General features: G+C 66.3%; 20 protein-coding genes. 8 read left to right on the plus strand and 12 right to left on the minus strand.

What is annotated here, in order from left to right; translation table 11 throughout:
- A partial coding sequence (locus QRN23_RS05235; RefSeq protein ID WP_285062783.1) for an alcohol dehydrogenase catalytic domain-containing protein occupies positions 1-299 on the minus strand: 299 nt, incomplete at its 3' end.
- A 329-nt stretch (positions 300-628) separates the two neighbouring features.
- Here QRN23_RS05235 and QRN23_RS05240 point away from each other — a divergent pair.
- From QRN23_RS05240 to QRN23_RS05265, 6 genes are all read left to right on the plus strand, one after another.
- Positions 629-2,068, plus strand: coding sequence for a tyrosine-protein kinase domain-containing protein (locus QRN23_RS05240; protein ID WP_277959992.1), 1,440 nt, complete (start codon positions 629-631; stop codon positions 2,066-2,068).
- 8 nt (positions 2,069-2,076) lie between these two features.
- Positions 2,077-2,715 (plus strand): arsenate reductase/protein-tyrosine-phosphatase family protein, encoded by a 639-nt coding sequence (locus tag QRN23_RS05245; RefSeq protein ID WP_056046059.1) that lies wholly within the window; start codon positions 2,077-2,079, stop codon positions 2,713-2,715.
- Complete coding sequence (locus QRN23_RS05250; RefSeq protein ID WP_285062784.1) at positions 2,715-3,689, plus strand: hypothetical protein; 975 nt, start codon at positions 2,715-2,717, stop codon at positions 3,687-3,689. Before QRN23_RS05245 ends, QRN23_RS05250 begins: the two co-directional genes overlap by 1 nt.
- Complete coding sequence (locus QRN23_RS05255) at positions 3,689-5,521, plus strand: polysaccharide biosynthesis protein (protein WP_285063238.1); 1,833 nt, start codon at positions 3,689-3,691, stop codon at positions 5,519-5,521. Before QRN23_RS05250 ends, QRN23_RS05255 begins: the two co-directional genes overlap by 1 nt.
- Before the next feature lie 185 nt (positions 5,522-5,706).
- The gene (locus QRN23_RS05260) at positions 5,707-6,528 is read left to right on the plus strand and encodes an MraY family glycosyltransferase (protein WP_285062786.1); all 822 of its coding nucleotides are present in this window, start codon (positions 5,707-5,709) and stop codon (positions 6,526-6,528) included.
- Positions 6,525-7,661: a glycosyltransferase family 4 protein gene (locus QRN23_RS05265; protein ID WP_285062787.1), complete on the plus strand. Its 1,137-nt coding sequence runs from the start codon at positions 6,525-6,527 to the stop codon at positions 7,659-7,661. The genes QRN23_RS05260 and QRN23_RS05265 overlap by 4 nt, the downstream gene beginning before the upstream one ends.
- 61 nt (positions 7,662-7,722) lie before the next feature.
- On the opposite strand, the gene QRN23_RS05270 is transcribed toward QRN23_RS05265, so the two are convergent.
- From QRN23_RS05270 to QRN23_RS15465, 4 genes are read right to left on the minus strand one after another with little or no spacing between them, the layout of a single operon-like run.
- Entirely contained in the window at positions 7,723-8,721 is a 999-nt protein-coding gene (locus QRN23_RS05270; RefSeq protein WP_285062788.1) for a glycosyltransferase family 4 protein, read from the minus strand.
- Positions 8,718-10,163, minus strand: coding sequence for an O-antigen polymerase (locus QRN23_RS05275; protein WP_285062789.1), 1,446 nt, complete (start codon positions 10,161-10,163; stop codon positions 8,718-8,720). The genes QRN23_RS05270 and QRN23_RS05275 overlap by 4 nt, the downstream gene beginning before the upstream one ends.
- Entirely contained in the window at positions 10,153-11,463 is a 1,311-nt protein-coding gene (locus tag QRN23_RS05280) for a hypothetical protein (RefSeq protein ID WP_285062790.1), read from the minus strand. The genes QRN23_RS05275 and QRN23_RS05280 overlap by 11 nt, the downstream gene beginning before the upstream one ends.
- The gene (locus QRN23_RS15465) at positions 11,447-12,451 is read right to left on the minus strand and encodes an NAD-dependent epimerase/dehydratase family protein (protein ID WP_350224690.1); all 1,005 of its coding nucleotides are present in this window, start codon (positions 12,449-12,451) and stop codon (positions 11,447-11,449) included. The genes QRN23_RS05280 and QRN23_RS15465 overlap by 17 nt, the downstream gene beginning before the upstream one ends.
- A gap of 36 nt (positions 12,452-12,487) precedes the next feature.
- Here QRN23_RS15465 and QRN23_RS05285 point away from each other — a divergent pair, with 36 nt between their 5' ends.
- Positions 12,488-13,297, plus strand: a complete 810-nt coding sequence (locus QRN23_RS05285; protein ID WP_285062791.1) for a glycosyltransferase — start codon at positions 12,488-12,490, stop codon at positions 13,295-13,297.
- A gap of 82 nt (positions 13,298-13,379) precedes the next feature.
- Complete coding sequence (locus QRN23_RS05290; RefSeq protein ID WP_285062792.1) at positions 13,380-15,371, plus strand: acyltransferase family protein; 1,992 nt, start codon at positions 13,380-13,382, stop codon at positions 15,369-15,371.
- 16 nt (positions 15,372-15,387) lie between these two features.
- Here QRN23_RS05290 and QRN23_RS05295 read toward each other — a convergent pair whose 3' ends face one another.
- The 7 genes from QRN23_RS05295 to QRN23_RS05325 all read right to left on the minus strand — a co-directional run bounded on the left by QRN23_RS05295 (position 15,388) and on the right by QRN23_RS05325 (position 23,786).
- Complete coding sequence (locus QRN23_RS05295; protein ID WP_285062793.1) at positions 15,388-16,218, minus strand: NAD-dependent epimerase/dehydratase family protein; 831 nt, start codon at positions 16,216-16,218, stop codon at positions 15,388-15,390.
- Between the two features lie 28 nt (positions 16,219-16,246).
- Positions 16,247-17,293, minus strand: a complete 1,047-nt coding sequence (locus QRN23_RS05300; RefSeq protein ID WP_285062794.1) for an LCP family protein — start codon at positions 17,291-17,293, stop codon at positions 16,247-16,249.
- 111 nt (positions 17,294-17,404) lie between these two features.
- Positions 17,405-20,020 (minus strand): glycoside hydrolase family 2 protein, encoded by a 2,616-nt coding sequence (locus tag QRN23_RS05305; RefSeq protein WP_285062795.1) that lies wholly within the window; start codon positions 20,018-20,020, stop codon positions 17,405-17,407.
- A gap of 44 nt (positions 20,021-20,064) precedes the next feature.
- Positions 20,065-20,880: an ABC transporter ATP-binding protein gene (locus QRN23_RS05310; protein ID WP_159826353.1), complete on the minus strand. Its 816-nt coding sequence runs from the start codon at positions 20,878-20,880 to the stop codon at positions 20,065-20,067.
- A complete protein-coding gene (locus QRN23_RS05315; protein ID WP_285062798.1) occupies positions 20,877-21,794 on the minus strand; it encodes an ABC transporter ATP-binding protein in 918 nt (305 codons plus the stop codon). The genes QRN23_RS05310 and QRN23_RS05315 overlap by 4 nt, the downstream gene beginning before the upstream one ends.
- Positions 21,791-22,786, minus strand: a complete 996-nt coding sequence (locus QRN23_RS05320; protein ID WP_082460275.1) for an ABC transporter permease — start codon at positions 22,784-22,786, stop codon at positions 21,791-21,793. The genes QRN23_RS05315 and QRN23_RS05320 overlap by 4 nt, the downstream gene beginning before the upstream one ends.
- A 10-nt stretch (positions 22,787-22,796) precedes the next feature.
- The gene (locus tag QRN23_RS05325; protein ID WP_123570318.1) at positions 22,797-23,786 is read right to left on the minus strand and encodes an ABC transporter permease; all 990 of its coding nucleotides are present in this window, start codon (positions 23,784-23,786) and stop codon (positions 22,797-22,799) included.
- Positions 23,787-23,808: the final 22 nt, after the last annotated feature.

Raw genomic sequence — 23,808 nt, forward strand, 5'->3', positions numbered from 1 at the left:
GAGACGATGTCGCCGACCTTGATGAACTCGACGTCGGGGCCGACCTCGACGACCTCGCCGGTGATCTCGTGGCCGAGCACGAGGTTCGTCGGGGCGGTGGTGCGGCCGCGGACCATGTGCTGGTCGGAACCGCAGATGTTGGTGGCGACCGTGCGCAGGATCGCGCCGTGGTTGACCTTGCGCCCGACGTTGGCCGGATTGACGCCGGGGCCGTCCTTGAGCTCGAAGGTCGGGTAGTCGACGTCGATGACCTCGACCTGGCCGGGGCCCTTGTAGGCGACCGCGTGATTCGTTGCCATGGTGATCCTCCTTGATCACGAGCGAGCACGGAACGTGCCCGTCGTCGGCAGGCTATTGCGCGGGTCGGGTGGTGCGCCCGAATCACAGCCAGCGTTCAGGCGGACGATCAGCGACGGGTGTCGCGGTACGGCCCGCTGCACCCCCGTTCGGGGGCCACTTCGCCGGATCGGGCAACATATGTACCCCGTCTGGCCGTCCCGTGTGTGAGTATTGGTCACGGCGCAGAGTCGCGGGGAGCCATCAGGGTGCCGGGAGGCATGGTTCGTGCGACGACTGCCGGGGTGCCTGCCGCGGTGCCCGCACCCGATCAGGACAGGACCTCAGCCACGTGGAACTCCGTGACTACATCCGCATTCTCCGCAAGGGCTGGATCTTCATCGCCGCCCTCACGCTCGTCGGCCTCGCCGCCGGGGCGCTGAGCTCGATCCTGGCCACGCCGACCTACGTGTCGTCGACCCGGCTGTTCGTCTCGGTGCAGGCGCAGGACTCGTCGACCACGGTCGACGCGGTGCAGGGCAGCAGTGCGGCCCAGCAGAAGGTCCGGTCGTACGTCGACGTCGTGACGAGCGACGCGGTGCTCGACCCGGTCATCGACCAGCTCGGCCTCGACACCACGGCCGCGAGCCTCGCCTCGACGATCACGGCCGAGTCGCCCCTGAACACCGTCTTGATCAACATCACGGTCACCGACACCGACGCCCAGCGCGCGGCCGACGTCGCCAACGCGGTGGGCGCCTCCCTCACGGACGTCGTCGTCAACGAGCTCGAGACGCCGACCGGTGGAGGCGCGAGCCTGGTCAAGATCGCGACGATCGTCCCCGGGTCGGTCGCCTCGGCCCCCTCGACCCCGCGCACCACGCTGAACCTCGGCCTGGGCCTCCTGATCGGCCTCGCCCTCGGCGTCGGAGCCGCGGTGCTGCGCAGCACCCTCGACACCCGCATCCACGGCTCGCACGACGTCGAGCTCGTCACCGACGCACCGATCGTCGGTGGCATCAGCTACGACCCCGGGGCGAAGAAGCACCCGCTGATCGTGCACGTCGACCCGCGCAACCCGCGCGCCGAGTCGTTCCGCACCCTGCGGACCAACCTGCAGTTCGTCAACGTCGAGTCGGCCAGCCGCTGCTTCGTCGTCACCTCGTCGCTGCCCGGCGAGGGCAAGACCACCACGACGGCCAACCTCGCGGTGGCCCTCGCCGAGACCGGTGCCACGGTGGCCGTCGTCGACGGCGACCTCCGCCTGCCGCGCCTGGCCGACACCCTCGGGCTCGAGGGCGTCGTCGGCCTGACCGACGTGTTGATCGGTCGGGCCGACCTCCAGGACGTCCTGCAGCCCTGGGGCCGCGGCACGATGTACGTGCTGCCGGCCGGCCGCGTTCCCCCGAACCCGAGCGAGCTGCTCGGCTCGAAGGCGATGTCGTCCCTGATCGAATCGCTGACGACGTCGTTCGACTACGTGCTGATCGACGCGCCTCCGCTGCTGCCGGTGACCGACGCGGCCATCCTCAGCAAGCTGACCGGCGGTGCGATCGTCGTGTCGGCCGCGGGCCGCACGACGCGCAACGAGCTGCAGTCCGCGCTGCGCAACCTCGAGCACATCGGCAGCAAGGTGCACGGCATCGTGCTGACCATGCTGCCGACGAAGGGGCCCGACGCCTACGGTTACGGCAACTACGGGGCGTACTACGGCATGGAGCAGGACGCTCCCGAGGCGGGCGTCGGCGACCTGCCCGTGGCCCCGAAGACGAGCTCGCGCTCGGCGAAGTAGGCGGCCCCGTGTCTTTCGTGATCCCCCGCCGCACCTCGACCACCTTCTCGCTGCTGACCGTCTGCACCGGCAACATCTGCCGGTCACCCCTGGCCGAGCTGTACCTCCGCCGCGGTCTCTCGTCGTGGGACGACGTGACCGTGTCGAGCGCCGGCACCATGGCCGTCGACGACGACGTCATGCCCGACCAGGCCCGGGCCCTCGCCCGGTCCTTCGACCTGGAGCCCGACGACCACCGGGCCCGGTTCCTGTTCGAGCGCGACGTCCGCGACGCCGACCTCGTCGTGGCGCTCGCCCGTGAACACCGCCGGGCCGTCGTCTCGATGCACCCCCGCGCCAGCCGGTACACGTTCACCCTGCGCGAGGCCGCCCGCCTCGCCCGCGACGTGACCGACGCCGAGCTGGTCGACGCCCTGCCCGCCGACGCGTCCACCGTGGCCGACCGACTGCGTGCGACCGTGGCCCTGCTGGCCTCCCGCCGCGGCACCGTCGAGGCACCGGACGACGCGCTGGACGACGACGTCGTCGATCCCTACCGCCGGTCGGACGAGACGTTCACCGAGTCGGGGCGCCAGCTGGTGCCCGCGGCCGACGTGCTCGTCGACCTGCTGACCCGCGCCGCCGCCCTCGACGGGGGTGACCGCTGATGCCCGACGCACGCCGCAAGAGGGGCTCACGAGCACGCGCCCGCCGCCGCCTGGCCATCATCGGGATCGGGGCCTTCGTCCTCGTCGACCTCGGACTCGTCGCCCTGGCGCTCAACCGCGAACCGTCTGGTCTGGCTGCCGACGCCGAGGCCGCCGCCACGTCGACGCCTCGCCCGGTCGAGACCGAGAGCACGCCGTCGCCCACCGCGACCCCCACCACCGCCGCCGAGGCCGTGACGCCGACGCGCCTCCTGTCGGTCGTCGACGCGGGGACCGCGTGGCGCGCGCAGGCCGCGAGCTGCACCCCCGGCAGCGTCGCGTCGCCGCCCGTCGTCGAACAGACGACGTCGGGAGGCGCCACCTGGTCGGCCACGTCGGTCGAGACCGGTGGCTCCCTCGCCGGCCTGGACCGCCTGCAGGCGACGGACGCGTCGTCGGCCTTCGTCGTCGGCCCGGCCGGGGACGACTGTGCGCCGGCGTTCGCCCAGACCTTCAGCGGGGGTGCCGAGTACCGCGACTACCCCGAGCGACTGGCGGCGTCGTGGTACGTCGCCCGGACCGCGCCCGGCACCGTGCACTCCCCCTCGGGTGACCGTGCGGCCCCGTGCCCGACCGTCGTCGACCTCGCGGTCGTGAGCGACGCCGAGGCCGGGGTGCTGTGCAGCGACCGGACGTTCTTCCGCACCGGTGACGGCGCGACCACCTGGGACGCGGGCACCGTCGTCGACGGCGCCGTCGCCGTCACCGCTGCCTCGGGCTCGTACCTGGTCGCCTCGACCGGTGCCGCCGACTGTGACGGCACCGCCGTCGTGACGCCGCCGACCGCGTCGGGCGCGGCCGCGACGACCGTGGGCTGCGCGCCGGCGTCCTCCGAGACGCCCGGAGCGATCGCGCTCTCGGCCTCGGCGGCGGCGGTCTGGCTCTGGGCCGACGACGTCGTGTCTGTGTCGACCGACGGAGGGGTGACGTGGTGATGGATCAACTTCTGGCATCAGCGAAACGGCGGACTGCGTTGCAGGTGTTACTCGACGTCGCGTCGTGGGTTTTGGCCATCGTATTTGCGGTCTCGCTGAGATATGACTTCCTCTATGACGACGTCACGTGGTCTTCGGCATTCGTCGTCGCTGGCCTGACGGCGCTCGTCAGTGCTGTACTCGGCTATGTCACCGGCTTGTACCGACGGCGCTTCGTACCAGGAAGCTTCGCTGAAGTCCGCGCTCTCGTCGTGGTGGTTATCGGTACGGGGCTCCTCGTCGGATTGCCCACCCTGATCGTCGGTACCGAGATCATGTTGGCCAGGAGCACCGTGTTCATCGCGATGCCAGTCGCGTTCGTCTTCTTGGGGGCACTGCGCTACGTCGCTCGCCTGTACGTGGACAGCAAGCGACGCCCGGGGGAAAGCGCCCAACCGACCCTAATCTTCGGCGCAGGCAGGTTGGCAAACCATCTCATACGTCGGATGTTGACCGATCCAACTTCGCCCTACCTGCCTGTCGGGCTGATCGACGACGACCCCACACGCGCTGGTCTGCGTATAGAGGGCGTCCGGGTGCTCGGCACGCGGCACGACCTGGTCGCCGCCGCCCAGACCAGCGGCGCGCAGGCCATCGTTATCGGCATCGCCAAGGCGGACGCGACACTCCTGCAAGAAGTAACGGATCTCGCCGCCGAAGCGGGCCTGCGAGTGATGGTCCTGCCGCTTCTCGACGAGATCCTTGAGGGCAAGTCGCGGCTCGGCGACGTGCGCGACATCGCCATCGAGGACATCATCGGCCGTCACCCGGTCGACACGCAGGTCGAGTCGATCGCGGGCTACCTGGCGGGCAAGCGCGTCCTCGTCACGGGAGCCGGCGGGTCGATCGGCAGCGAGTTGTGCCGTCAGATCGCCAAGTTCGGCCCTGCCGAGCTGATCATGCTCGACCGTGACGAGACCGGTCTGCAGCAGTCGCAGCTGTCGATCTCGGGCAACGGCCTGCTCGACACCAAGGAGGTCGTGCTGGCCGACATCAGGGACCCGGAGGCGCTGCGAGCGATCTTCGCGGACCGTCGACCCGAGGTGGTCTTCCATGCGGCGGCGCTGAAGCACCTGCCGATGCTCGAGCAGTACCCCGACGAGGCGTGGAAGACAAACGTGCTCGGCACCCAGAACGTGCTCGACGCGAGCAAGGCCGTCGGGGTGACGACCTTCGTCAACATCTCGACCGACAAGGCGGCGAACCCGACGAGCGTGCTCGGGCACTCGAAGCGCCTGGCCGAGCGGCTCACGGCCTGGACCGCCGACGAGACCGGTGCCCGCTACCTGTCGGTGCGGTTCGGCAACGTGCTGGGCAGCCGCGGGTCGATGCTGCCGGTGTTCACCTCGCTGATCGAGGCCGGTGGCCCGCTGACGATCACGCACCCCGACGTGACGCGGTTCTTCATGACCATCCCCGAGGCGTGCCACCTCGTGGTGCAGGCGGGCGGGATCGGCTCGCCCAGCGAGGTGCTCATCCTCGACATGGGCGAGCCCGTGCGCATCCTCGACATCGCCGAACGCATGATCGCCATGTCGGGCCGGGACATCGGCATCGTCTACACGGGCCTGCGCGAGGGCGAGAAGATGCACGAGGAGCTCGTCGGCCTCGGCGAGAGCGACAACCGGCCTGTACATCCAAAAATCTCGCACACGGTCGTGCCACCCCTTTCGCTCGAGGACCTCGCTCACCTCGACTGGCATGGACTGTTAGCAGGCAAGCCTGATGCGGCCCGAGAGCCAGACGACTCCGACTCGGAAGTTCGGTCCGGTCAAGTACAGCGACAGTCTTGATGCCCGGCCTCCCAGACGTCTTTCTCGCCACTTTGGTGGCCAGCGTTGGCGCTCAGTTCCTAGCCCGTCCCCTCCTGCGTCGAGTTCGCGTGTTCGACGTCCCCTCGGCTCGCTCCTCGCATTCGACGGCGACCATCCGAGGCGCCGGAGTAGGTCTTTGGATTGCAGTCCAGGTCGGTCTGGCGATGTCGTTCTCCGCCGGGTACCTCCCCATGCTCTTCTATGCAGCTACCGTCGTCGCCACCACCGGCGCCGCGGGTCTGGGCTTCGTCGAGGATGTCCGTGGCATACCCATCGTCTCTCGGCTCGCATTCCAGCTATGTCTCGGCCTTGTCTCCGGGGCCTTGATCATGTGGGCGACGGGAAACTGGCAACTGCTGGTGCTCGTGGGCTTCTCAACTCCAATCCTGATCAACATCACGAACTTCATGGACGGTGTGGACAATCTCTCATCCTTCGGCGCGACGGTGATCGGCCTCACATTCGCAGTGGTCGGATGGCGCATCGAGTCGCCGATGATCTTCGCGACGGGGTTGGTCCTGGCAGCCGGCAGCTTGGGTTTTGTTCCCTGGAATAACGGCCGGTGGAAGATGTTCTTGGGAGACTCTGGAAGCTACCTTCTCGGCTCGGTTCTCGTGCTTTTGGTCGTCGGTACGATCGTCGCCGGCGCACCGCTCTTCTCGGCGTTGGCGCCCGTCCTGATCTATGTCGCAGACACCCTCTCGACCCTCGTCACGAGGATCGTGCGAGGGCAAAACTGGACGCAGAGCCATCGGCAACACAAGTACCATCAACTCGAAGACCTCGGCTGGTCGCACACCAAAATTGCTTTGCTGGTGGCTGCATTCTCAGCCGTCCTTGGAGCACTCGGTGTTGCTGGGTTGCAAGCTTCACCGCTTTTGTTGACGATCCTCGTACTCGCAGCACTACTGACATGCGCCGCATACGCCTGCCTCCCCTCGGTGGTCGGCCGGCGGCGAAACGTCAGTCTGGGAACGCAGTCGTGAGTGACCTCGAAGACCGACCGCGGTTGGTGTTCATCTCCACGACGGATCTATCTGTCCATTCGCAACTGCGAGGCCAACTCGGGTACCTGCGGCAAGCCGGTTTCGAGGTCACTCTGATCGCCTCCGACACGGGACGTCTCGCCGGCATAGCCTTTTCCGACGGCATCCCGTTCGAGGACCTACCCATGACTCGGTCGCCACACCCGGTGAAAGACTTGGTGTCTCTCGTGCGATTGACCATGCTGTTACGGAAGATGTCGCCAGATCTCGTCGTCTACGGGACGCCCAAAGCGTCCCTCCTCGGCAGCCTTGCCTCTCGCCTCGCGCGAGTTCCCCGACGGGTGTATTTCCTGTACGGCTTGCGCGCCGAAACCGCGACGGGATTGAGCCAACGCTTTTTGCTCGCTTGCGAGAAATTCGTCATCAAGTCGTCGACCGCCACGCTCAGCGTGGGGAACGGGCTTGCGTCGCGGGCAATCGACATGGGCCTTCCGGGAGATCTCATGCGCGTGATCGGCGCCGGGTCCGCGAACGGCATCGACGTGGAACACTTCGCCACTGTCAGTACATCCCGACGGACCGAACAAGGTACCGCCGGGTTTGTCGTGGGTTTCGTCGGGCGGTTGACGTTGGACAAAGGCATCGATCGTCTCTTGCGAGCGGTCGAACTCGCGAGGAAGACGGATGACTCGATCCGTCTTCTTCTCGTAGGACCAGACGAGGGCCTAGCCGACATCCCGCTGCCGACACGTGACCTCATCTCGGCTCCATGGGTCGAGTTCACCGGGGACGTCGATGACACCGCCCCGTGGTACGCCCGCATGGATCTGATGTGCCTACCATCACTGCGCGAAGGACTGCCCACGGTCGTTCTCGAAGCCGCAGCTGCAGGAACTCCTGTTCTCGTGACCGACTTCACGGGCGCACGTGACGTTGTGATGAACGGCGTCAACGGGATAGTCGTCGACGAGAAGAGCCCCGAAGCCCTGGCGAGATCGATCCTTAGTTTAAGACGCGATCCCAACCTCCGACGACGTCTGGCCCACTCAGCCCATGAAGATGTGCGACGGCTCTTCGACACATCGGTGGTCTGGCGAGGCCTGGCTGACTTCTATAGAGGACATCTCGAATAGAGCCACCCGGCGCGATTGACGTTTAGTCAGCCACCGGAGGCTGACGAAAGTGTCTAATCTTCTACCGACGCCTTTTGGCGAGGATGTCTTCATAGAGGGCGATATGTCCATCCACCATCGCCTCCGTCGAGAATCGCCGCCGCGCTTCCGGCACGTGCGCTGCCCAACGCTGCACCGCCGCTGGATAATCGCTCAGAATGCTTGTCACGAGTCGTGAATACCCTTCCCGGTCGTCGGGCGCCGGCGCGGGCCAGGCTTCAGGGATCTGTTCGCGCATTCCGCCAACATCATAGGCAGCCACGGGAAGCCCGGCGAGGGCGGACTCCGTCACGACCGTCGAGAGGGCTTCCGTGCGGGAGGGCAGCAAGAGGACGTGCGCCTCGGACATCTCGCGACCGAGTGCTTCCCTCCCCCGCGGACCCAGGTAATGGACGCGGTCGGACACCCCAAGGGCATCGGCGGCGGCCTCCAGTTCGCTTCGCAGGGTCTCCCGCTGCGACACGACGCGTAATTCGGCGTCCCACCCCTGAGCGACAACACGGCTTAACTCCTCCAACGCCTGGTGCACACGCTTGAGTTCAATCAGTTGTCCCACGTACAACATGACCCAACGTTGTCCCGGAGCAGGTTTGGATCGCTCACCGGGCGGAAAGTGGTCAGATCGGACCCCATTGTAAAGAATCGAGACCTTTGAGGGCGGCACGACACCCGCGAGACGCCGCTGCTCCTCCGCGCTCGATACGACGACTCGTTCGCTCTTCGCATAGGTGTGCTTCAAAACAATTTTGTGATGGAGCGGTACCGCTTTGGTCGCATGTCGAGAGAACACCACCGGCCTGTGGACAGGCGCCAGCATACGAACGCACGAGTTCGCCAGGTGATGAATATGGACGATGTCGAAGCCGGACCAGTCGTCATAGTAAGCGTGTCCCCGTTGCTCGACGTCCACGCCCCGCTGACGAAGTCCGTCATACAAAAGGGTCTCTGTCGTCTCCTGAAGTTTCTCAGACCTAAAGCCTTCAGACATGGCGAAAATCCCAGAAACCAGCAGAATTCTCATGCCCGAATTTTATCCATAACCGGCTGGACTCGACGACCGGCCCGCCGGTGCGTCACGAGAGCAATCACCCCCGGGACAACGACGAAATAGACCATGCCCTGTCCGAGCGCAGAAAGGGAATTGATGCTCAGTTGCACGATCCAGATGGTCGCGAGAGCTGCTGCGTAGCCGCCCAAGACACTTTTTGAGTTCACGCGAGCGCGGTCGGTCAGTCGGAGAAGAAGGGCGGTCAGGACACCAAGCACGACAATGCCGAGGACGCCAATTGATAGGTATGCCTCTAGCCAGGACGGGAGAATCTGATCTTTAGTAACGGCATTCTGGTACAGCAAGGAGTTGTAGATACTCACCCCGTTTGCCGACCGCCAAGCATCAGGTAGCCCGGGAAGCGGATTTACTACGGAATAGAATAGAGATTGAACCGTAAATGCTTGGTCAGCTGCGAGAGCTGGGGCCGATTGCAGGGGTGATTGCCCGTAGTTCAAGATGACCTGAACTAGGGAGTTCACGAGTGAGCCTGTGTCGGCGGTAAGGCCGATTCTATCGGCGTAGAGAGTCTGACGTACTGATCCTAAGTAGAAGAACGCAACGCCGAGGAGTCCCCCGCCAACAATGACGGGTGCAGCAGGTACTTTGCGAGTACTCACACGCATCATGGCCAACAGGAATGCCGCTGCAGGGAAGAGGATGGCAGACCTGTTCAGCCCGAACGACCCAAGCGCCAGGAACGCGGTGATAGCGACGGCTACCAGGGTGAGCACGATGCGGAAGGGCGAACTCCGTTGGCTCTTTAGTGCGAAAAGCGCCAACCCCAGTGGCAAAAGTGGACGCGTGACCGCTGACACGAAGCCCGGTACACCGTCACCGGACTGGAGGTACTCGTAATCGCCTGCCAAGAATCCCTGCAGCGCCTCGATGTTCGGAAAACGCAGCACAAGCCCGATGAACCCCACGACGACGAGTAGCCAACGAATAGACCTTGCGGAGTCAGCATATGCGGCCCGTAGTTCGCTCTGCTGCTCCAGAGGCGCCGTGGTATCGCGTTCCGAAGGGAGGATGGCACAGGTCGCCACGACCATCGCGAAGAACAGATTCCCGAGGAACAAGATCGTCACCGAGTCCGTCGTTGTACCCAGCTGTCGATATACGGGCGCTATCTGGCCGACAAGTTGGACCAGCAGGGGGACCAGGCACCCCCTGAGCCACTCGAAGGCAGTTAGAAGAATCAGTCCATTCAAAGCCAGTCGGCTCATCTTGACCTTGGCCACGACCACCGCAGCGACGATGAGGATTGCCTGCACGACGACGGGAGCGACGAGGGCTGGTTGGTAACCCACTACCGCAGCAACGAGGGAGCACGCCGCGGCCAACACGGCGACAACGGCCAGCAGGGCGCCAATTGCCTCGCCTACTTGTCGCTTGCCCTGGTGATTAGACGACACGATCGACCTCCTCTGCCGACATCGCGCTTGCCGTCCGCCGTAAGCCGACGGCTCGCCAGACCAGCGCAGTGCTGTTCGAGGCCACGAGTCCAGACAGCAACGGCACGAGGCCCGCCGAGAAAACCAAGGCCACTCCGACGGCCATCAAAAGGACGAGCAGGGCCGCGATGTCGCTCAACACCCACGTCTTGAGCAGGTCGCGTGAGACGCAGATCACGCCCAAACTCGTGGCGACGGCTCTCAAGATCGCTGCCACAGCAAGCACGACGAGTAAGTCGAGGAAATCAACATAAGTGCCTCGGAACATCGGAAACGACGCTCCGACGCCCACGGCGATTCCCGCACCAATGACACTTCCGCAGCTGACTATGGTCACGTAGAAGCCGAGCAAATTACCCTTTTGCTCCGTTCCAGTCAAGCGATCTCGACGGAGCGCACCGAGCATGTTCTTGCTCAAGAACGCCGGGGCGAGCAGGACGAGTGTTGCGAACCTGTTCGCCAACGCGAAAGCTCCGACCGCCTCCAGCCCACCGACCATCTGGACACCCCAGACAAGAGCCCACGTGCCCAGCTGTGCTGCCGCGTTGGCAGCGACCCCCGCCCTGACGACACCTACAGGCCCAGAAGGCATGACAACGCGGGAGGCATCTCGGGCCGCAGATCTCCTTGACATCATCAGGATGGCGACCGAGGCGAGCACGATCTCGACGACGACCAAGCCCGCAGAAGTCCAGACGGCCGGGAGGAACAACGCCGAGGCAGTGAGCGCGGCCGCCGACCCCGCGCCTCTGACTCCATCGAGGCAGGCAGAGGTCATGACACGTCCTGTCCCCGATGCGACCCCGATGAAAGTGTCAGTGATCACGATCGCACTACAAGTGGCCCCCAGAGCGGCTATTGACGGGGTGGGTAGCAGACCACCTGAAAGCACCAGGTAAAGGGCCGGAAAAGCCATCGCACCAAAGACCGCGATGCCGGCATAGAAGATCCTGTTATCGGCCGCGACTGCCCGCAGCACGGTCGAGAACGCGACACCTGGGTTGGCCGACACAATGTCCGCTGCCCTCGTATTGGCAGCGAAAGCGAAGCTCGAGCTCGCGATACTCGCCATGCCGAAGAGGAGGATCTGCAAGATCGAGAAGCGTCCGTATTCGGCCGGTATCAGTTGGGTCGCGAGGAACGCGAGAGCGGCGAACTGCAACAACTTGCCCCCCGTTCCGAAGCCCGAGGAGACAGCCACCATCCGCAGCCTCGACCAGAGGGGCGACGCACGCGACGACGTCTCATCCCTGGTGGCCATGTGCACCCGCTTCCGTTACGTGCCCCACCGGCTGCGCTTCCGACGGGCGCGCAAGCACCGCGTGCACAGCGTCCATCGGCACGAAACCCCTCCGCTGCAACCACCCCGGCTCCTGGCCCTGTCCGAACCACATGAGTTCGACGCGGCGCACCAGACCTTTGGCACGAGGCTGAAGTCGCCCGATGACACGGTACCCGACGTCGACCAGTGCCCTGGCGAGAGGAGCCGGTATTAGGAGCGGTTCACGGCCGCCGGCAGCGACCAGGACGCTTCGGGTCGTGGCCCCCTCGGCGGGTTGGAGGACGATCGGCGGAGCAACGTCGAGCCGATCGAGGAGAAAAACGACAGCTTTAGCAAGACCTGCGACCGAGACGAGCGGCGTGGCCGCCGACCCAGGCGAGGCAACCGACGACAGAGGGCTTCTCGCGACTCGACGGAGGGCGTGTGTGGCCCGCCGCCCCGCTCCATGGACGGAAGTGGCTCGGAAGACGCAGGCCCGAAGGCCCACACGCCGACTTACTTCGAGGAGCGCGTCCTCGCCGAGCGCCTTGGATGCGGAATATGGGGAGAACGGCGACCTTGCCTCGGTCTCGTCCAATGTCCGGACGCGTCCTTGGACCGCCGCGGATGAAATGTGGACGATGCCGAAACAGCCAGCCCGGAGGGCGGCTCGGGCGACCAGGACAGGAAGGAGGGCGTTGGCCCCGGTCAGAGCGTCGCTGTCGGGGGCGTCCGGCGTCGCGAGGCCCGCAGCCATGACCACCACATCGCAACCGCGAATGAGTTGCTGCATGTTGATGACATGAGCCTCGTGCTCAGGCAATTCCACGAGTAGGGACTGCAGCTCGCGCAATTCCGAAGAGATGTGAGGGGCCCGGACGCGCACCACTCGCCATCCGGCAATCGCGAGTTGATGAGCGATCGCTCGGCCGACGAAGCCCGTGGCGCCGACCACTGCGCACGAGCGCTGATTGTCGAACCGCGTCACAGCAGGTCGCCGCCGTTACCGTAGCCTTGCTGCACAATGTTTGCTCCCTCTATTTCGGTGGTCATCCCGACCGCCCGCGCTGATCAGCACCTTCGTGACGCCCTGGACTCGGTGCTGTCCCAGACCGACATCGACCTGGAGGTGGTGTTGGTCGCGGACGGAGTTGAGTTGAGCGAAATCGACATGCCCTCAGATGACAGGTTACGGGTGATGCGACATGAGCATCGCCAAGGGACACCATCCGCACTTAATACCGGCCTTCGTGCATCCCGTGCGGACTATGTCGCTCGACTCGATGCCGACGACCTTGCGCATGGCGGTCGTTTCGCCCAACAGCTCCAGGAAATGAAGTTGAGACCCGACGTAGTTTGTCTTGGATCCTCGGTCCGGCTCATCGACGACGCTTCCGATCCTTTGGGAACACTCGATGTCGTCGTCGGCGCCGGACGAGTAAAAAGCACGTTACTGAGCCGGAATCCGCTCGTACACTCGTCCGTAATCATGCGTCGCTCGGCGCTAGAGAGCGTGGGTGGTTACGACACTCGTTGTGCTCGCATGCAGGACTACGACCTTTTCTTACGCTTGGCAGAGATCGGGGAAATCGACAACGTGCCCGACGTGCTCACGTCATACCGAGTTCATCCTGGCCAGTTCAGCCGCATGACGAACCCCTTCAGCACATCCATGCAGACCGTGCTCCGATCCAGGCGACGTCTCGCCAGGTCAGTCGGCCAATCTCCCGTTCGCCAGGCCCTACGTGACGGAACCTGGTTCTCAGCTCAGATCGCCAGGCATGTGCGCGTAACCCGACCTGGGTACATGCGCCGTGCCCACCCACAGGCCTGACACGTCTTCCTTTGCGTGGCGAACCTACGCGCACCTCGTTTTTGGCCGCGGTCACCTTCGTGATCGCTGCTAGCCTCTGACGGTGGCAGATGTGACCCACCCCGCACGTCGTGCAGACATCCAAGGGCTCCGCGCTATTGCTGTGCTTCTGGTCGTCGCTTATCACGCGGGGCTACCGGGTTTCGCGGGTGGTTACTTGGGCGTTGACGTCTTCTTCGCAATCTCCGGCTACGTGATCACTCTCGCGCTTCTGAGACAACACCAGTTACGGGGCCGAATCAGCATCGTCGAATTCAGCCTCGGCCGTATTCGGCGTCTCGTCCCCACGACACTCGTCGTCGTAGGGACAACCTTGGTGGCTTTGTGGTTCGTTGCTCCAAGAGCGAGCCTCGGCGAAGCCCGCACTCAGGCCATCGCTGCGGTCTTAGGCGTCGAGAATCTCCGCTTCGCCGCCGCTGGAGTCAACTATCTAGCTGACGAGTCCCCGGCACCTTTCTTGCACTTCTGGTCCCTCGGCATCGAGGAACAGTTCTACCTCGCCTGGCCAGTCCTTCTTCTGCTCCTCCTCAAGACGGCCAGCGGTCGGCGACGGGCGTTGCCCGTCGCCATTGTGTCGATCTTCTGCCTAGCCTCGTTTGCTTCAGCTGTGATCCTCACGACAGAATTCGCGCCCTGGTCGTTCTACCTCCCTGTGACACGAGCATGGGAACTCGGAGCCGGGTGTGTCCTGGCCTTAGCCACCCGGGAGACCTCAGTCACGGAAAGTCGAAAGTCGCGAATACCAGGCTGGACGGGGGCCGTAGGGGTACTGGTTGCAGTTGCTTTCATGGGTCCTTCCACGCCGCATCCCTCGTGGCCGACCCTCGTGCCGGTCACCGCCACCGTCCTGATCCTCCTCAGCCCCGGCTTCGGTCGAGGCAGCGTGGGGCGAACACTGTCTCATTCTGCCCTCACCGCCATCGGCGACCGGTCGTACTCCCTCTACCTCTGGCACTGGCCCGCCCTCGTGGTCCCCGTCATCGCTCTGGGACGACCAGCAACGCCCGCGGAGGTCGTTCTTTCACTTCTCCTCGCAGTTGCCCTCAGCGAATGCACGTTCCGCTGGGTCGAACCACGGAGGCGGACCCATACCCCCTCGGTACGACAACGTGCTACGACCACCACTACCGCACGTACCGTCTGGACCGCCGGGGCTGCAGCGAGTGCCGTGCTCCTGATCGCTCTAATGGTCGGCGCCACACCCGTCACGGCGAAGGTGAATACTTCCGTTCCCTGGGCGGAAGTCACACCCGACCTCGCGGATATCTCGGGCTCGGTGCCTCGCGTCTACGCGGATGGTTGCCACCTAGAAAGACGAGAAACGGAAACTCATACGTGCCAATTCGGACCGGCCGACGCGGACTTCCAGGTGGTTCTCCTGGGAGATTCGCATGCCGCTCAATGGTTTAGCCCACTAGAGGAGGCAGTGACGCAGAGGGGCGGTGCATTGACGTCCCTGACGAAATCGGCGTGTCCAGTACTCGACCTCGAGCTTCGCGACACGACCCTGCAGCGCGCCTATGACGAGTGCTCGACCTGGCGAGACGATGTCATGCGTCGAAGTATCGCGCTCGCGCCTGACCTCGTCGTTCTCAGTGCGGCCGGCCCTGGCTACAGAAACGAAGTCAGCACGGACGGATCATTCGACCGAGCATGGGCAGCCTCATATGCACGAACCGTCGAGCAGTTCCGGCAAGCTCTGCCGAACAGTGCCGTGGTAGTGCTGGGAGAAACGCCACGCTGGTCTGTGGCCCCCGTGCTCTGCGTGACGGCGCCCCTTCCCTCCTCGCAAGCCTGTTCGGCTCCGGTAGACGAGCTCGTGGACGACGATCTCGCGACAGCCGAAAGGACGGCCGTCGAACAGGCAGGTGCTAGTTATGTCGCCACCGTCCCCTGGCTTTGTGACGATCGATGCACGCCCGTCGTGGACGGGACCTTCGCCTACCGCGACACGTCCCACGTCACGGATGCGATGGCCCGTAGACTCATTCCTTCGGTCACCGAGGTAGTCATACCGACCTCGCACTCAGACTGAAAGAACGCCAGGCCGTTTAGCTGAACAGATCCGGCTGGTTCCGCATTGGCCGACGTCGGGCCTCGTAACCAAGCCATGACTTCAAGAGATCGGCGTCCCCAACGCTCCGACTGCGGACGCCATCCACGACGACGAAGTCATCACCTTCACGCAAACCGAGACCGGTCACGAGTTGCCGATTGCTCGTGCCCACCCCCGACGCCACGTTGACCGAGTCCGGTCCATCATTGCCAAGGACGACGAGAGCTTGGCCCACGACTTCCGCAACGTCCCGAGCGTGGACGTAGTCGCGAACGAAGTCGTCGAGCCCCGCCAGACGGACGGGGCTAGCCTTCGGCTTCTCAGCGAGCCTCATGGGCAGCGCAGACCTGAAGCCAGGGCCCCAGCAATTGAAGATGCGGAAAGAACACGCAGATGTGCCCGTGCCCTGGGTAGTCGACTTAATTTCTTCTTCTGCCGCGATCTTGGTCTGCGCGTACGTAGAAGTTCCAAGAAGCGCGTCGGATTCCCGGTACCGCCCGGCGCCACGGTCACCGTAGACAGCTGCAGACGAGGCGAAGAAGAATTGATCAACTCCTACCTCGACCGCGGCAGCCGCGAGCCGTCGAGTGGCATCGACGTTGACTGCCCATGCGCGAGCAGGATCTTCGTCGCAGACTGCGCCTGTAACGGCTGCTAGATGCACGATTGCGTCGGGGCGAATGGTAGCTACGGTCGAGAAGACGGCGTCGACATCGAGGACGTCCATTGTGATGCCCGCAGCTCGAGACGAGGCTACGACGTCGAAGTCCCCTCGCACCAGCTCTCCGCAGAGCAAGCTACCGAGCGCACCGCTCGCGCCCGTCACGAGAACAGTCTTGCGAGCCACGACCCGGTCAGCCGATCGGCAGGGTGTTCAACGAGTCGTTGGCCAGGGCGGCCTTGACGGCGTCGAGGCCTGGTTGGTCGACGTTCACGATGGACTGGCCACCGACCGAGCCGGTGCCGGCCGTCGGGACGGTGAAGAAGTGCATCTTGGACGTGTCGATCGACCGCAGGCTGACACCGAGCGAGGCGATCGTTCCGATGTCGAAATGCTTGTCGACGGTGAGGTAGGGCGACATCGCGGTGACGAAGGCCGAGACCTTGCCCGGGTCGGTCAGCGTCGACCGGCTCAGGACCGTGTTCGCCAGGCCCTTGACGAACGCCTGTTGGTTCTTGACGCGGGTGAAGTCCGCATCGGCGAAAGCATGACGTTCCCGGACGAAGCGGAGAGCCCGGTCGCCTTCGAGCTTGTTCAGACCGGCTACGTACGAGTACTCACCGGCTGAGAACGCCTGCGGCGAGAAGACGTCGACCCCGCCCAGCGCCGTCGTCATGCCCTTGAAGCCCTCGAAGTCGATGATGGCCACGTGGTCGATGCGGACGCCGAGCAGCTGCTCGACGGTCTGCACGGTCAGGGGTGAGCCGCCGTAGGCGAAGGCGGCGTTGATCTTGTTCGAACCGTGGCCGGGGATCGGCACGTAGAGGTCGCGCATGATCGACATCACGTAGACGTTCTCGCGGTCGGCGTCGACGTGCACCAGCATCATCGAATCGGTCCGCTGGTCCGACGACGACGGGTCGTCGATGGTCGTCGCGTCGGCCCGGGAGTCCGAACCCATCAGCAGGATGTTCATCGCCCCGTCGGGTGCCGGCGCCGGACGCGTCGACTCCTCGGGGAAGGCCTGCTCGATCTTCGTTGCGTTGTCGTTGAACGAGTTCGCCAGCCGCGACGCGTAGACGCCGCCCACGACCCCGACGATCACGATGACCCCCACCAGCACCGACGCCAGCGTGATCAGAGCGATGACCGGCTTCGAGCGACGACGCCCGCGCTTCTTCTGCGGCGTCGGCTCGCCACCGTCGCCCTCGTCCGGCGTCAGCGTGAAGATGTCGCTCATGCGGCTCGCTCCCCTAGCACTCGGTCACGGATCTCGGCCACCGCGCACCTGACTATAACAAGGAGCCGACGATTCCTCGCCGGACTTCCCCGCCCCGGACGACGGCCTCCCTCACCCGACCAACTCGTTCGCGGTACGCAACACCCGTTGCGCGACGAACTCCTCCCCCACACCCACCACGTCGGACGTCACCGTGAACACGGCCGCCTCGCCCGGCAGCAGAGTCACGAGCATCTCGTCCACCGTCGCGGCAGGGTCGACCTTGTCGACGAGCAGGGCCAGGTCACGCACGAGCGAACCCGCCGTCACCTCGACCCGGTAGCCCCAACCCTCGCCCAGCGCGGTCACCGACGTCGACAGCGACGCCACGGCGAGCGCCGAGTCCCGCGGCTCGACCGGGAACCACAGTCCGCGGGTCACCCCGGGCAGCGACGCCACGATCAGCTCCGACTCCAGAGCACCGAACGCCGCCACGGCCGGGGGCACCGGCACGGTCGCCGTGTCGCGGGCCGCCACCGTGAGCGACACCTGCTCCGAGGCGAGGACGCGACCGTCGTACGCGACGCGACGCACCGTGACCGGGCCGGCCAGCGCCTCCTCGGTGTCGTTGACCACGACCACCGCGAGGCCGCCGTCCCGGGGCTGGATCGTCACGAGCCGGTCGGCGAACGCGTGCCGCATCGCGTAGAGCAGCGGCTTGCGCTGCCCGTCGCCGTCGACGGCGGCCCACGACGTCACCGGCCAGCAGTCGTTGATCTGCCACACCACGGCACCCATGCACCGCGGGGCGTGCGAGCGGAAGTGCTCGAGCGCCACCTGCACCGCGTTCGCCTGGTTCAGCTGCATCGCCCAGTGCCACACCTCGATCTCGTCGGGCAGCCGGTAGTGCGCCAGCAGGCCGTCGGTCAGCTTGTCGTTGCCCTGCATGGCCTTCTGGTGCACGATCATGCCGGGCGACTCGGGCGTCAGCGGCTCGTCGTGGATCGCCCGGATCATCGCCGACCAGGTGGGCGGCCCCTGCCAGCCGAACTCGGCCACGAAGCGGGGCACGACGTCGCGGTACGTCGGGTAGTCCTTGCGGTTCCACTGCTCCCACAGGTGGACCGACCCGTGGTCGGGGTCGCTCTGCGCCACGTCGAGGCTGCCCGACCAGGGGCTGCCCGCCGCGTACGGACGCCCCGGGTCGAGCTCGCCCACCAGCGCCGGCAGCAGGTCGAGGTAGTAGCCCAGCCCCCAGGTCGCCCCGTCGAGCCGGCGCTCCCAGCCCCACTCGTCGTGGCCCCAGATGTTCTCGTTGTTGCCCGTCCACAGCACCAGGCTCGGGTGGGTCATGAGCCGCGTCACGTTGTCGCGCACCTCGGCCTCGACCTCGCCGCGCAGCGGGTCCTCCTCCGCGTAGGCGGCACAGGCGAAGAGGAAGTCCTGCCAGGTGAGCATGCCGCGCTCGTCGCACAGCTCGTAGAAGTCGTCGGACTCGAAGATGCCGCCACCCCACACCCGGAGCAGGTTCACGTTGCCGAACTCGGCCTGCTCGATGCGCTCCCGGTAGCGGTCGCGTCCGATGCGGTGCGGGAACGCGTCATCGGGGATCCAGTTCGCCCCCTTGATCCACAGCGGCTCGCCGTTCACCACCACCGAGAAGCTCGTGCCGACCTCGTCGGGCTCGACCTGCACCTCGACGGTGCGGAACCCGATCTGCGACGACCACTCGTCGAGCACGTCGCCCGCCCGCTCCCCGTCACCCGAGGAGGCGCGGGTCGCGTCGACCCCGTCGCCGTCGCCCCCCGAGGAGGCGCGGCCCGCGTCCCCGTCCCCTCCCCCGGTCACCGAGACCGTCACGTCGTACAGCGGCTGCCCGCCGTGCCCCCGCGGCCACCAGAGCTCGGGGTCGTCGACGACCACCTGCACGACCGCGGAGTCCGCGCCCGGCTCGACCCGCGCCTCCTGCGTGACGGCGCCGACGGTCGCCCGGACGGTCACCGGCGCGGCTGCGTCCCCGAACGACGCCCCCGCGCGCTCGAGGTCGACGTGCACGTCGACGACGCCGCGCGACCCGTCGACCGTCACGACCGGTCGGACCGACGCCAGCCGCACCGACGACCACGACTCGAGCGTCACCGGCTTCCAGATGCCCGAGGTCGCCGTGTCGAGCCCCCAGTCCCAACCGAAGCTGCACGCCATCTTGCGGATCGCGTTGTAGGGGTGGTGGTTCACGTGCGGCCGGTAGCCGAGCGCCAGGCTCTGCGCGTCGGCGTAGGCCACCGGCGACCCGAAGCGCACCTCGAGGTCGTTCGACCCCTCGCGGAGCCGTCCGTCGACCCCGACCCGGTAGGTGCGGTGCTGGTTGCGCGTCTCGGCGACGACCTCGCCGTTGAGCAGCACGGTGGCCACGGTGTCGAGGCCCGCGAAGACCAGCTCGTGACGCTCGTGGCCGTCGGGCCGCCAGTCGAACGTCGTCGCGTAGGACCAGTCGGCCTGGCCGATCCAGGCGAGCAGGTGTTCGTTCGCGTCCAGGTACGGGTCGACGATCAGGCCGGCCGCCAGCAGGTCGGTGTGCACCGTGCCCGGGACGGTCGCGGGCACGTCGACGGCCGCGATCTCGGGAGGCACGGGGCCCGCGGTGCTGCGCAGGCTCCAGCCGGTGTGCAGGGGGCGGACGGCGCGCGGCGTCGCGCGGGCCGTGGTGCCGGTGGTGATGGGGCCGGTGGTGGTCTCGGTGGTGCTCATGTCGCTCCCAGCGATCGAGGGTGTGGCGTGGAGTCGGGCGAGGGTCAGGCGCGGGCGGCGCGCCGCTCGGCGATGCGCTTCTCGGGGTCGGGCGCGGCCTCGGCGAGCTGCTGCGTGTAGGGGTGCTGCGGGTTCAGGATGACCTCGTCGGGGGTCCCGCGCTCGACCACCTGCCCCTTGTACATCACGAGGATCTCGTCCGAGAAGTGGCGGGCCGTCGCCAGGTCGTGCGTGATGTAGAGCACGCCGAGGTCCTCCTGCCGCTGCAGGTCAGCCAGCAGGTTGAGCACCCCGAGCCGGATCGACACGTCGAGCATCGAGACCGGCTCGTCCGCGATCAGGATGCGCGGCTCGGGCGCCAGGGCCCGGGCGATCGCCACGCGCTGCCGCTGCCCGCCCGACAGCTCGTGCGGTCGACGCGCGGCGACGTCGGCGGCCGGGCCGAGCTGTACCCGCCCGAGCAGCTCGCGCACCTTCTCGTCGACCGTCGAGCGGGTCGCCTTGCCGTGCAGCAGCAGCGGCCGCGCCAGGTGGTGCCCGATCGAGTGGAACGGGTTGAGCGAGGCGAACGGGTCCTGGAAGACCATCTGCACGTCGCTCCGGTAGCGACGGAGGGCCTCGCCGTGCCGGGGCGCGACCGCGCCGTCGAGCACGATCGAGCCGCTCGTCGGCCGTTCGAGCTGCAGCAGCATCTTGGCGATGGTCGACTTGCCGCTGCCGCTCTCGCCGACCAGGGCCACCGTCCTGCCGGCCTCCAGCGTGAAGCTGACGTCGTCCACCGCACGCAGGCGACCCTTCTCACCCCGGCCCCCGCGCACCCGGTAGTCCTTGACGACGTTCCGGAACTCGAGCGTGCTCACGCCGCGCCTCCTGTGCTCGTGGCGACGGAGGTCGCCCATTCGTGCCCCGAGGAGGCGCGAGTCGCGCCGTCCTGGGCCGTCTCGTCGACCCCGCTGCGGATGAACGCCCCACGGTCGCCCGTGAGGCTCGGGAACGACCCGAGCAGCTTCTTCGTGTACTCGTGCTGCGGGTTCGTGTAGAGCTCGGTGGACTCCCCGATCTCGACGATCTCGCCCGCGCGCATCACGGCGATGCGGTCGCTGATCTCGAGCAGCAACGGCAGGTCGTGGGTGATGAAGATGACCGCGAAGCCCAACTCGTCGCGCAACCGCCCGATCTCGCGCAGGATCTCGCGCTGCACCACGACGTCGAGGGCGGTGGTCGGCTCGTCCATGATCATCATCTGCGGGCCGAGTGCGAGGGCCATCGCGATCATCACGCGCTGGCGCATGCCGCCCGAGAGCTCGTGCGGATACGACCGGAGCCGGTTGCGGTCGACCCCGACGGTCTCGAGCAGCTTGCCCGCCCGCTCGACGCGGTCGGCCTTCTTCCAGTACGGCCGGTGGGTCTTGAAGACGTCCTCGAGCTGCGCCTGGATCGTCGTCACCGGGTTGAGCGCGTTCATCGCCCCCTGGAACACCATCGACAGCTTGTCCCAGCGGAACGCCCGCAACGCCTTGTCGTCGAGCTCGGGCAGCAGGATGTCGGCGCCCTCGGCGTCGTGGAAGACCACCCGACCTCCCGTGATCACGGCCGGCGCCTTGAGCAGCCGGTTGATGCCGTAGGCGAGCGTCGTCTTGCCGCAGCCCGACTCGCCCGCCAGCCCGAGGATCTCGCCCCGGGCCAGCTCGAAGCTGACGTTCTTGACGGCGTGCACGGGGTGCTCGACGGCGTAGTCGACGCTGAAGTCCTCGACGGTCAGGACGGTGCTCATGCGGTGGCCCCCTCGGTGGTGCCGGCGGCGGCCTCGGCCCGCGCCAGTCGCTTGCGGTCGGCCCGGCTGACGCCGGCCCGGGTCTGGTCGCGCAGCTTCGGGTTGATGATCTCGTCGATGGCGAAGTTCATCAGCGACAGCGCGCACCCCAGCAGCGCGATCATCAGCCCCGGCGGCACGAACCACCACCAGGCGCCGAGTCGCAGAGCGAGCCCGTTCTGCGCGAAGTAGAGCATCGAGCCCCAGGTGAACTGGCCCGAGACGCCGAGCCCCAGGAACGACAGTCCCGCCTCGGCGAGGATCGCGAAGATCACCGCGAACAAGAACTGGCTGGCCAACACGGGCAGCACGTTGGGCAGGATCTCGACGGCGACGATGCGCCAGGTCTTCTCGCCCGACACGCGCGACGCGGCGACGTAGTCGCGCGACCGCAGGCTCAGCGTGATGGCGCGCAGCACGCGGGCGCTGGCCGCCCAGCTCGTGATGACGATCACGAAGGCGATCACCACGAGGCCCTTCTGCGGCACGTAGCTCGACACGATGATGGCGAGCGGCAGGCCGGGGATGACCAGCACGACGTTCGAGAACAGCGAGAACGCCTCGTCGACGAACCCGCCGACGTAGGTGCCGATGACGCCGAAGACGATGGCCAACGCCATCGCGACGACGCCGACCAGCACGCCGATCAGCAGCGAGCCGCGGGTCGCGTAGGCCAGCTGGGCGAAGACGTCCTGCCCGGTCTGCGTGGTGCCGAGCAGGTGCTCCCCGCTCGGGGCGCTCAGGCCGACGTCGCTGATGGCCTGCGGGTTCTGGACGACGAACGGGAAGACCAGTCCGAACAGGGCGATGGCGGCGATCATGCCCGCCCCCACCCAGAGCTTGGGGGTGACGTGCGGGAAGACCCGCTTGAGGCCCTTCCGGCCGGTGCCCGCGCCGCTGTCGCCGGTGGGCGAGTTCGGGTCGGCGAGCTGGCCGAGGTCGATCGTGGACATGCTCGTCGTCCTAACGCTTGGCGCGCGTGCGCGGGTCGATGAAGCCGTACATCAGGTCGACGATGAAGTTCGTCCCCAGCACGGCGAGGGTGATGACCAGGAAGATGCCCTGCATCAGCGCGTAGTCGTTGTTCTGCGTCGCCGTGAAGAGCGCGTTGCCGATGCCCGGGTACGAGAACACCTGCTCGGTCACGATCGAGCCCGACACGACGAACCCGAGCGAGATCGCGAAGCCCGCGAACTGCGGCAGCACCGCGTTGCGGGCCGCGTAGCTCTGGCGGATGCGCATCGGCGACAGGCCCTTGGCCTCGGCGGTGACGATGTAGTCCTCGCTGAGGGTCGACACCATCATGTTGCGCATGCCGAGCAGCCAGCCGCCGACCGACGAGATGATGATCGTCAACGCCGGCAGCGTGCCGTAGAGCACCGCGCTTTGGACGAACGTCCAGTTGAGCCCCGGCGTCGCCTCGTACACGTTGTAGCCGCCCGACAGCGGGAACACCCGCAGGACGCTGCCGAACACGTACAACAGGATGAGCGCGAGCCAGAAGTACGGCACCGCCTGGAACATCGTCGTCACCGGGATGAAGTTGTCCAGCACCGAGCCACGCTTCCACCCGGCGAGGGTCCCGAGCCCCACCCCGAAGACGAACGACAGGATCGTCGCGATGCCGATCAGGGCGATCGTCCACGGGATGGCCTGGCCGATGATGGTCGACACCCCGGCCGGGAAGTACGACACCGAGATGCCGAGGTCCCCCCGGGCCAGGTTGCCGAGGTACTGCACGTACTGCGAGAACAGGGGTTCGTCCGAGTCGGAACCGAGAAGGAGGCGCAGGCTGGTCACGGTCGCCTCGCTGACCGGTCCCTTCTGCTGCATCTTGGCCAGCAGGATGTCCACCGGGTCACCGGGCAGCAACCGCGGGATGAAGAAGTTCAGCGTCAGGGCCGCGAACAACGCGACCGCGTAGAAGCCGACCTTCTGCGCGACGTACCTCATCCGCGCCTCCTGACCTTCTCGG

The organism is Frigoribacterium sp. ME-P-080 (assembly GCF_030209595.1).
Taxonomy (GTDB): Bacteria; Actinomycetota; Actinomycetes; order Actinomycetales; family Microbacteriaceae; genus Frigoribacterium.

Coding starts and splice junctions, on each gene's coding strand:
- QRN23_RS05250 (WP_285062784.1), top strand. CDS start 2,715: ATGCCCGACGCACGCCGCAAGAGGGGCTCACGAGCACGCGCCCGCCGC.
- QRN23_RS05255 (WP_285063238.1), top strand. CDS start 3,689: ATGGATCAACTTCTGGCATCAGCGAAACGGCGGACTGCGTTGCAGGTG.
- QRN23_RS05260 (WP_285062786.1), top strand. CDS start 5,707: ATGTCGTTCTCCGCCGGGTACCTCCCCATGCTCTTCTATGCAGCTACC.
- QRN23_RS05270 (WP_285062788.1), bottom strand. CDS start 8,721: ATGAGAATTCTGCTGGTTTCTGGGATTTTCGCCATGTCTGAAGGCTTT.
- QRN23_RS05280 (WP_285062790.1), bottom strand. CDS start 11,463: ATGGCCACCAGGGATGAGACGTCGTCGCGTGCGTCGCCCCTCTGGTCG.
- QRN23_RS05285 (WP_285062791.1), top strand. CDS start 12,488: ATGTTTGCTCCCTCTATTTCGGTGGTCATCCCGACCGCCCGCGCTGAT.
- QRN23_RS05300 (WP_285062794.1), bottom strand. CDS start 17,293: ATGAGCGACATCTTCACGCTGACGCCGGACGAGGGCGACGGTGGCGAG.
- QRN23_RS05305 (WP_285062795.1), bottom strand. CDS start 20,020: ATGAGCACCACCGAGACCACCACCGGCCCCATCACCACCGGCACCACG.
- QRN23_RS05315 (WP_285062798.1), bottom strand. CDS start 21,794: ATGAGCACCGTCCTGACCGTCGAGGACTTCAGCGTCGACTACGCCGTC.
- QRN23_RS05320 (WP_082460275.1), bottom strand. CDS start 22,786: ATGTCCACGATCGACCTCGGCCAGCTCGCCGACCCGAACTCGCCCACC.
- QRN23_RS05325 (WP_123570318.1), bottom strand. CDS start 23,786: ATGAGGTACGTCGCGCAGAAGGTCGGCTTCTACGCGGTCGCGTTGTTC.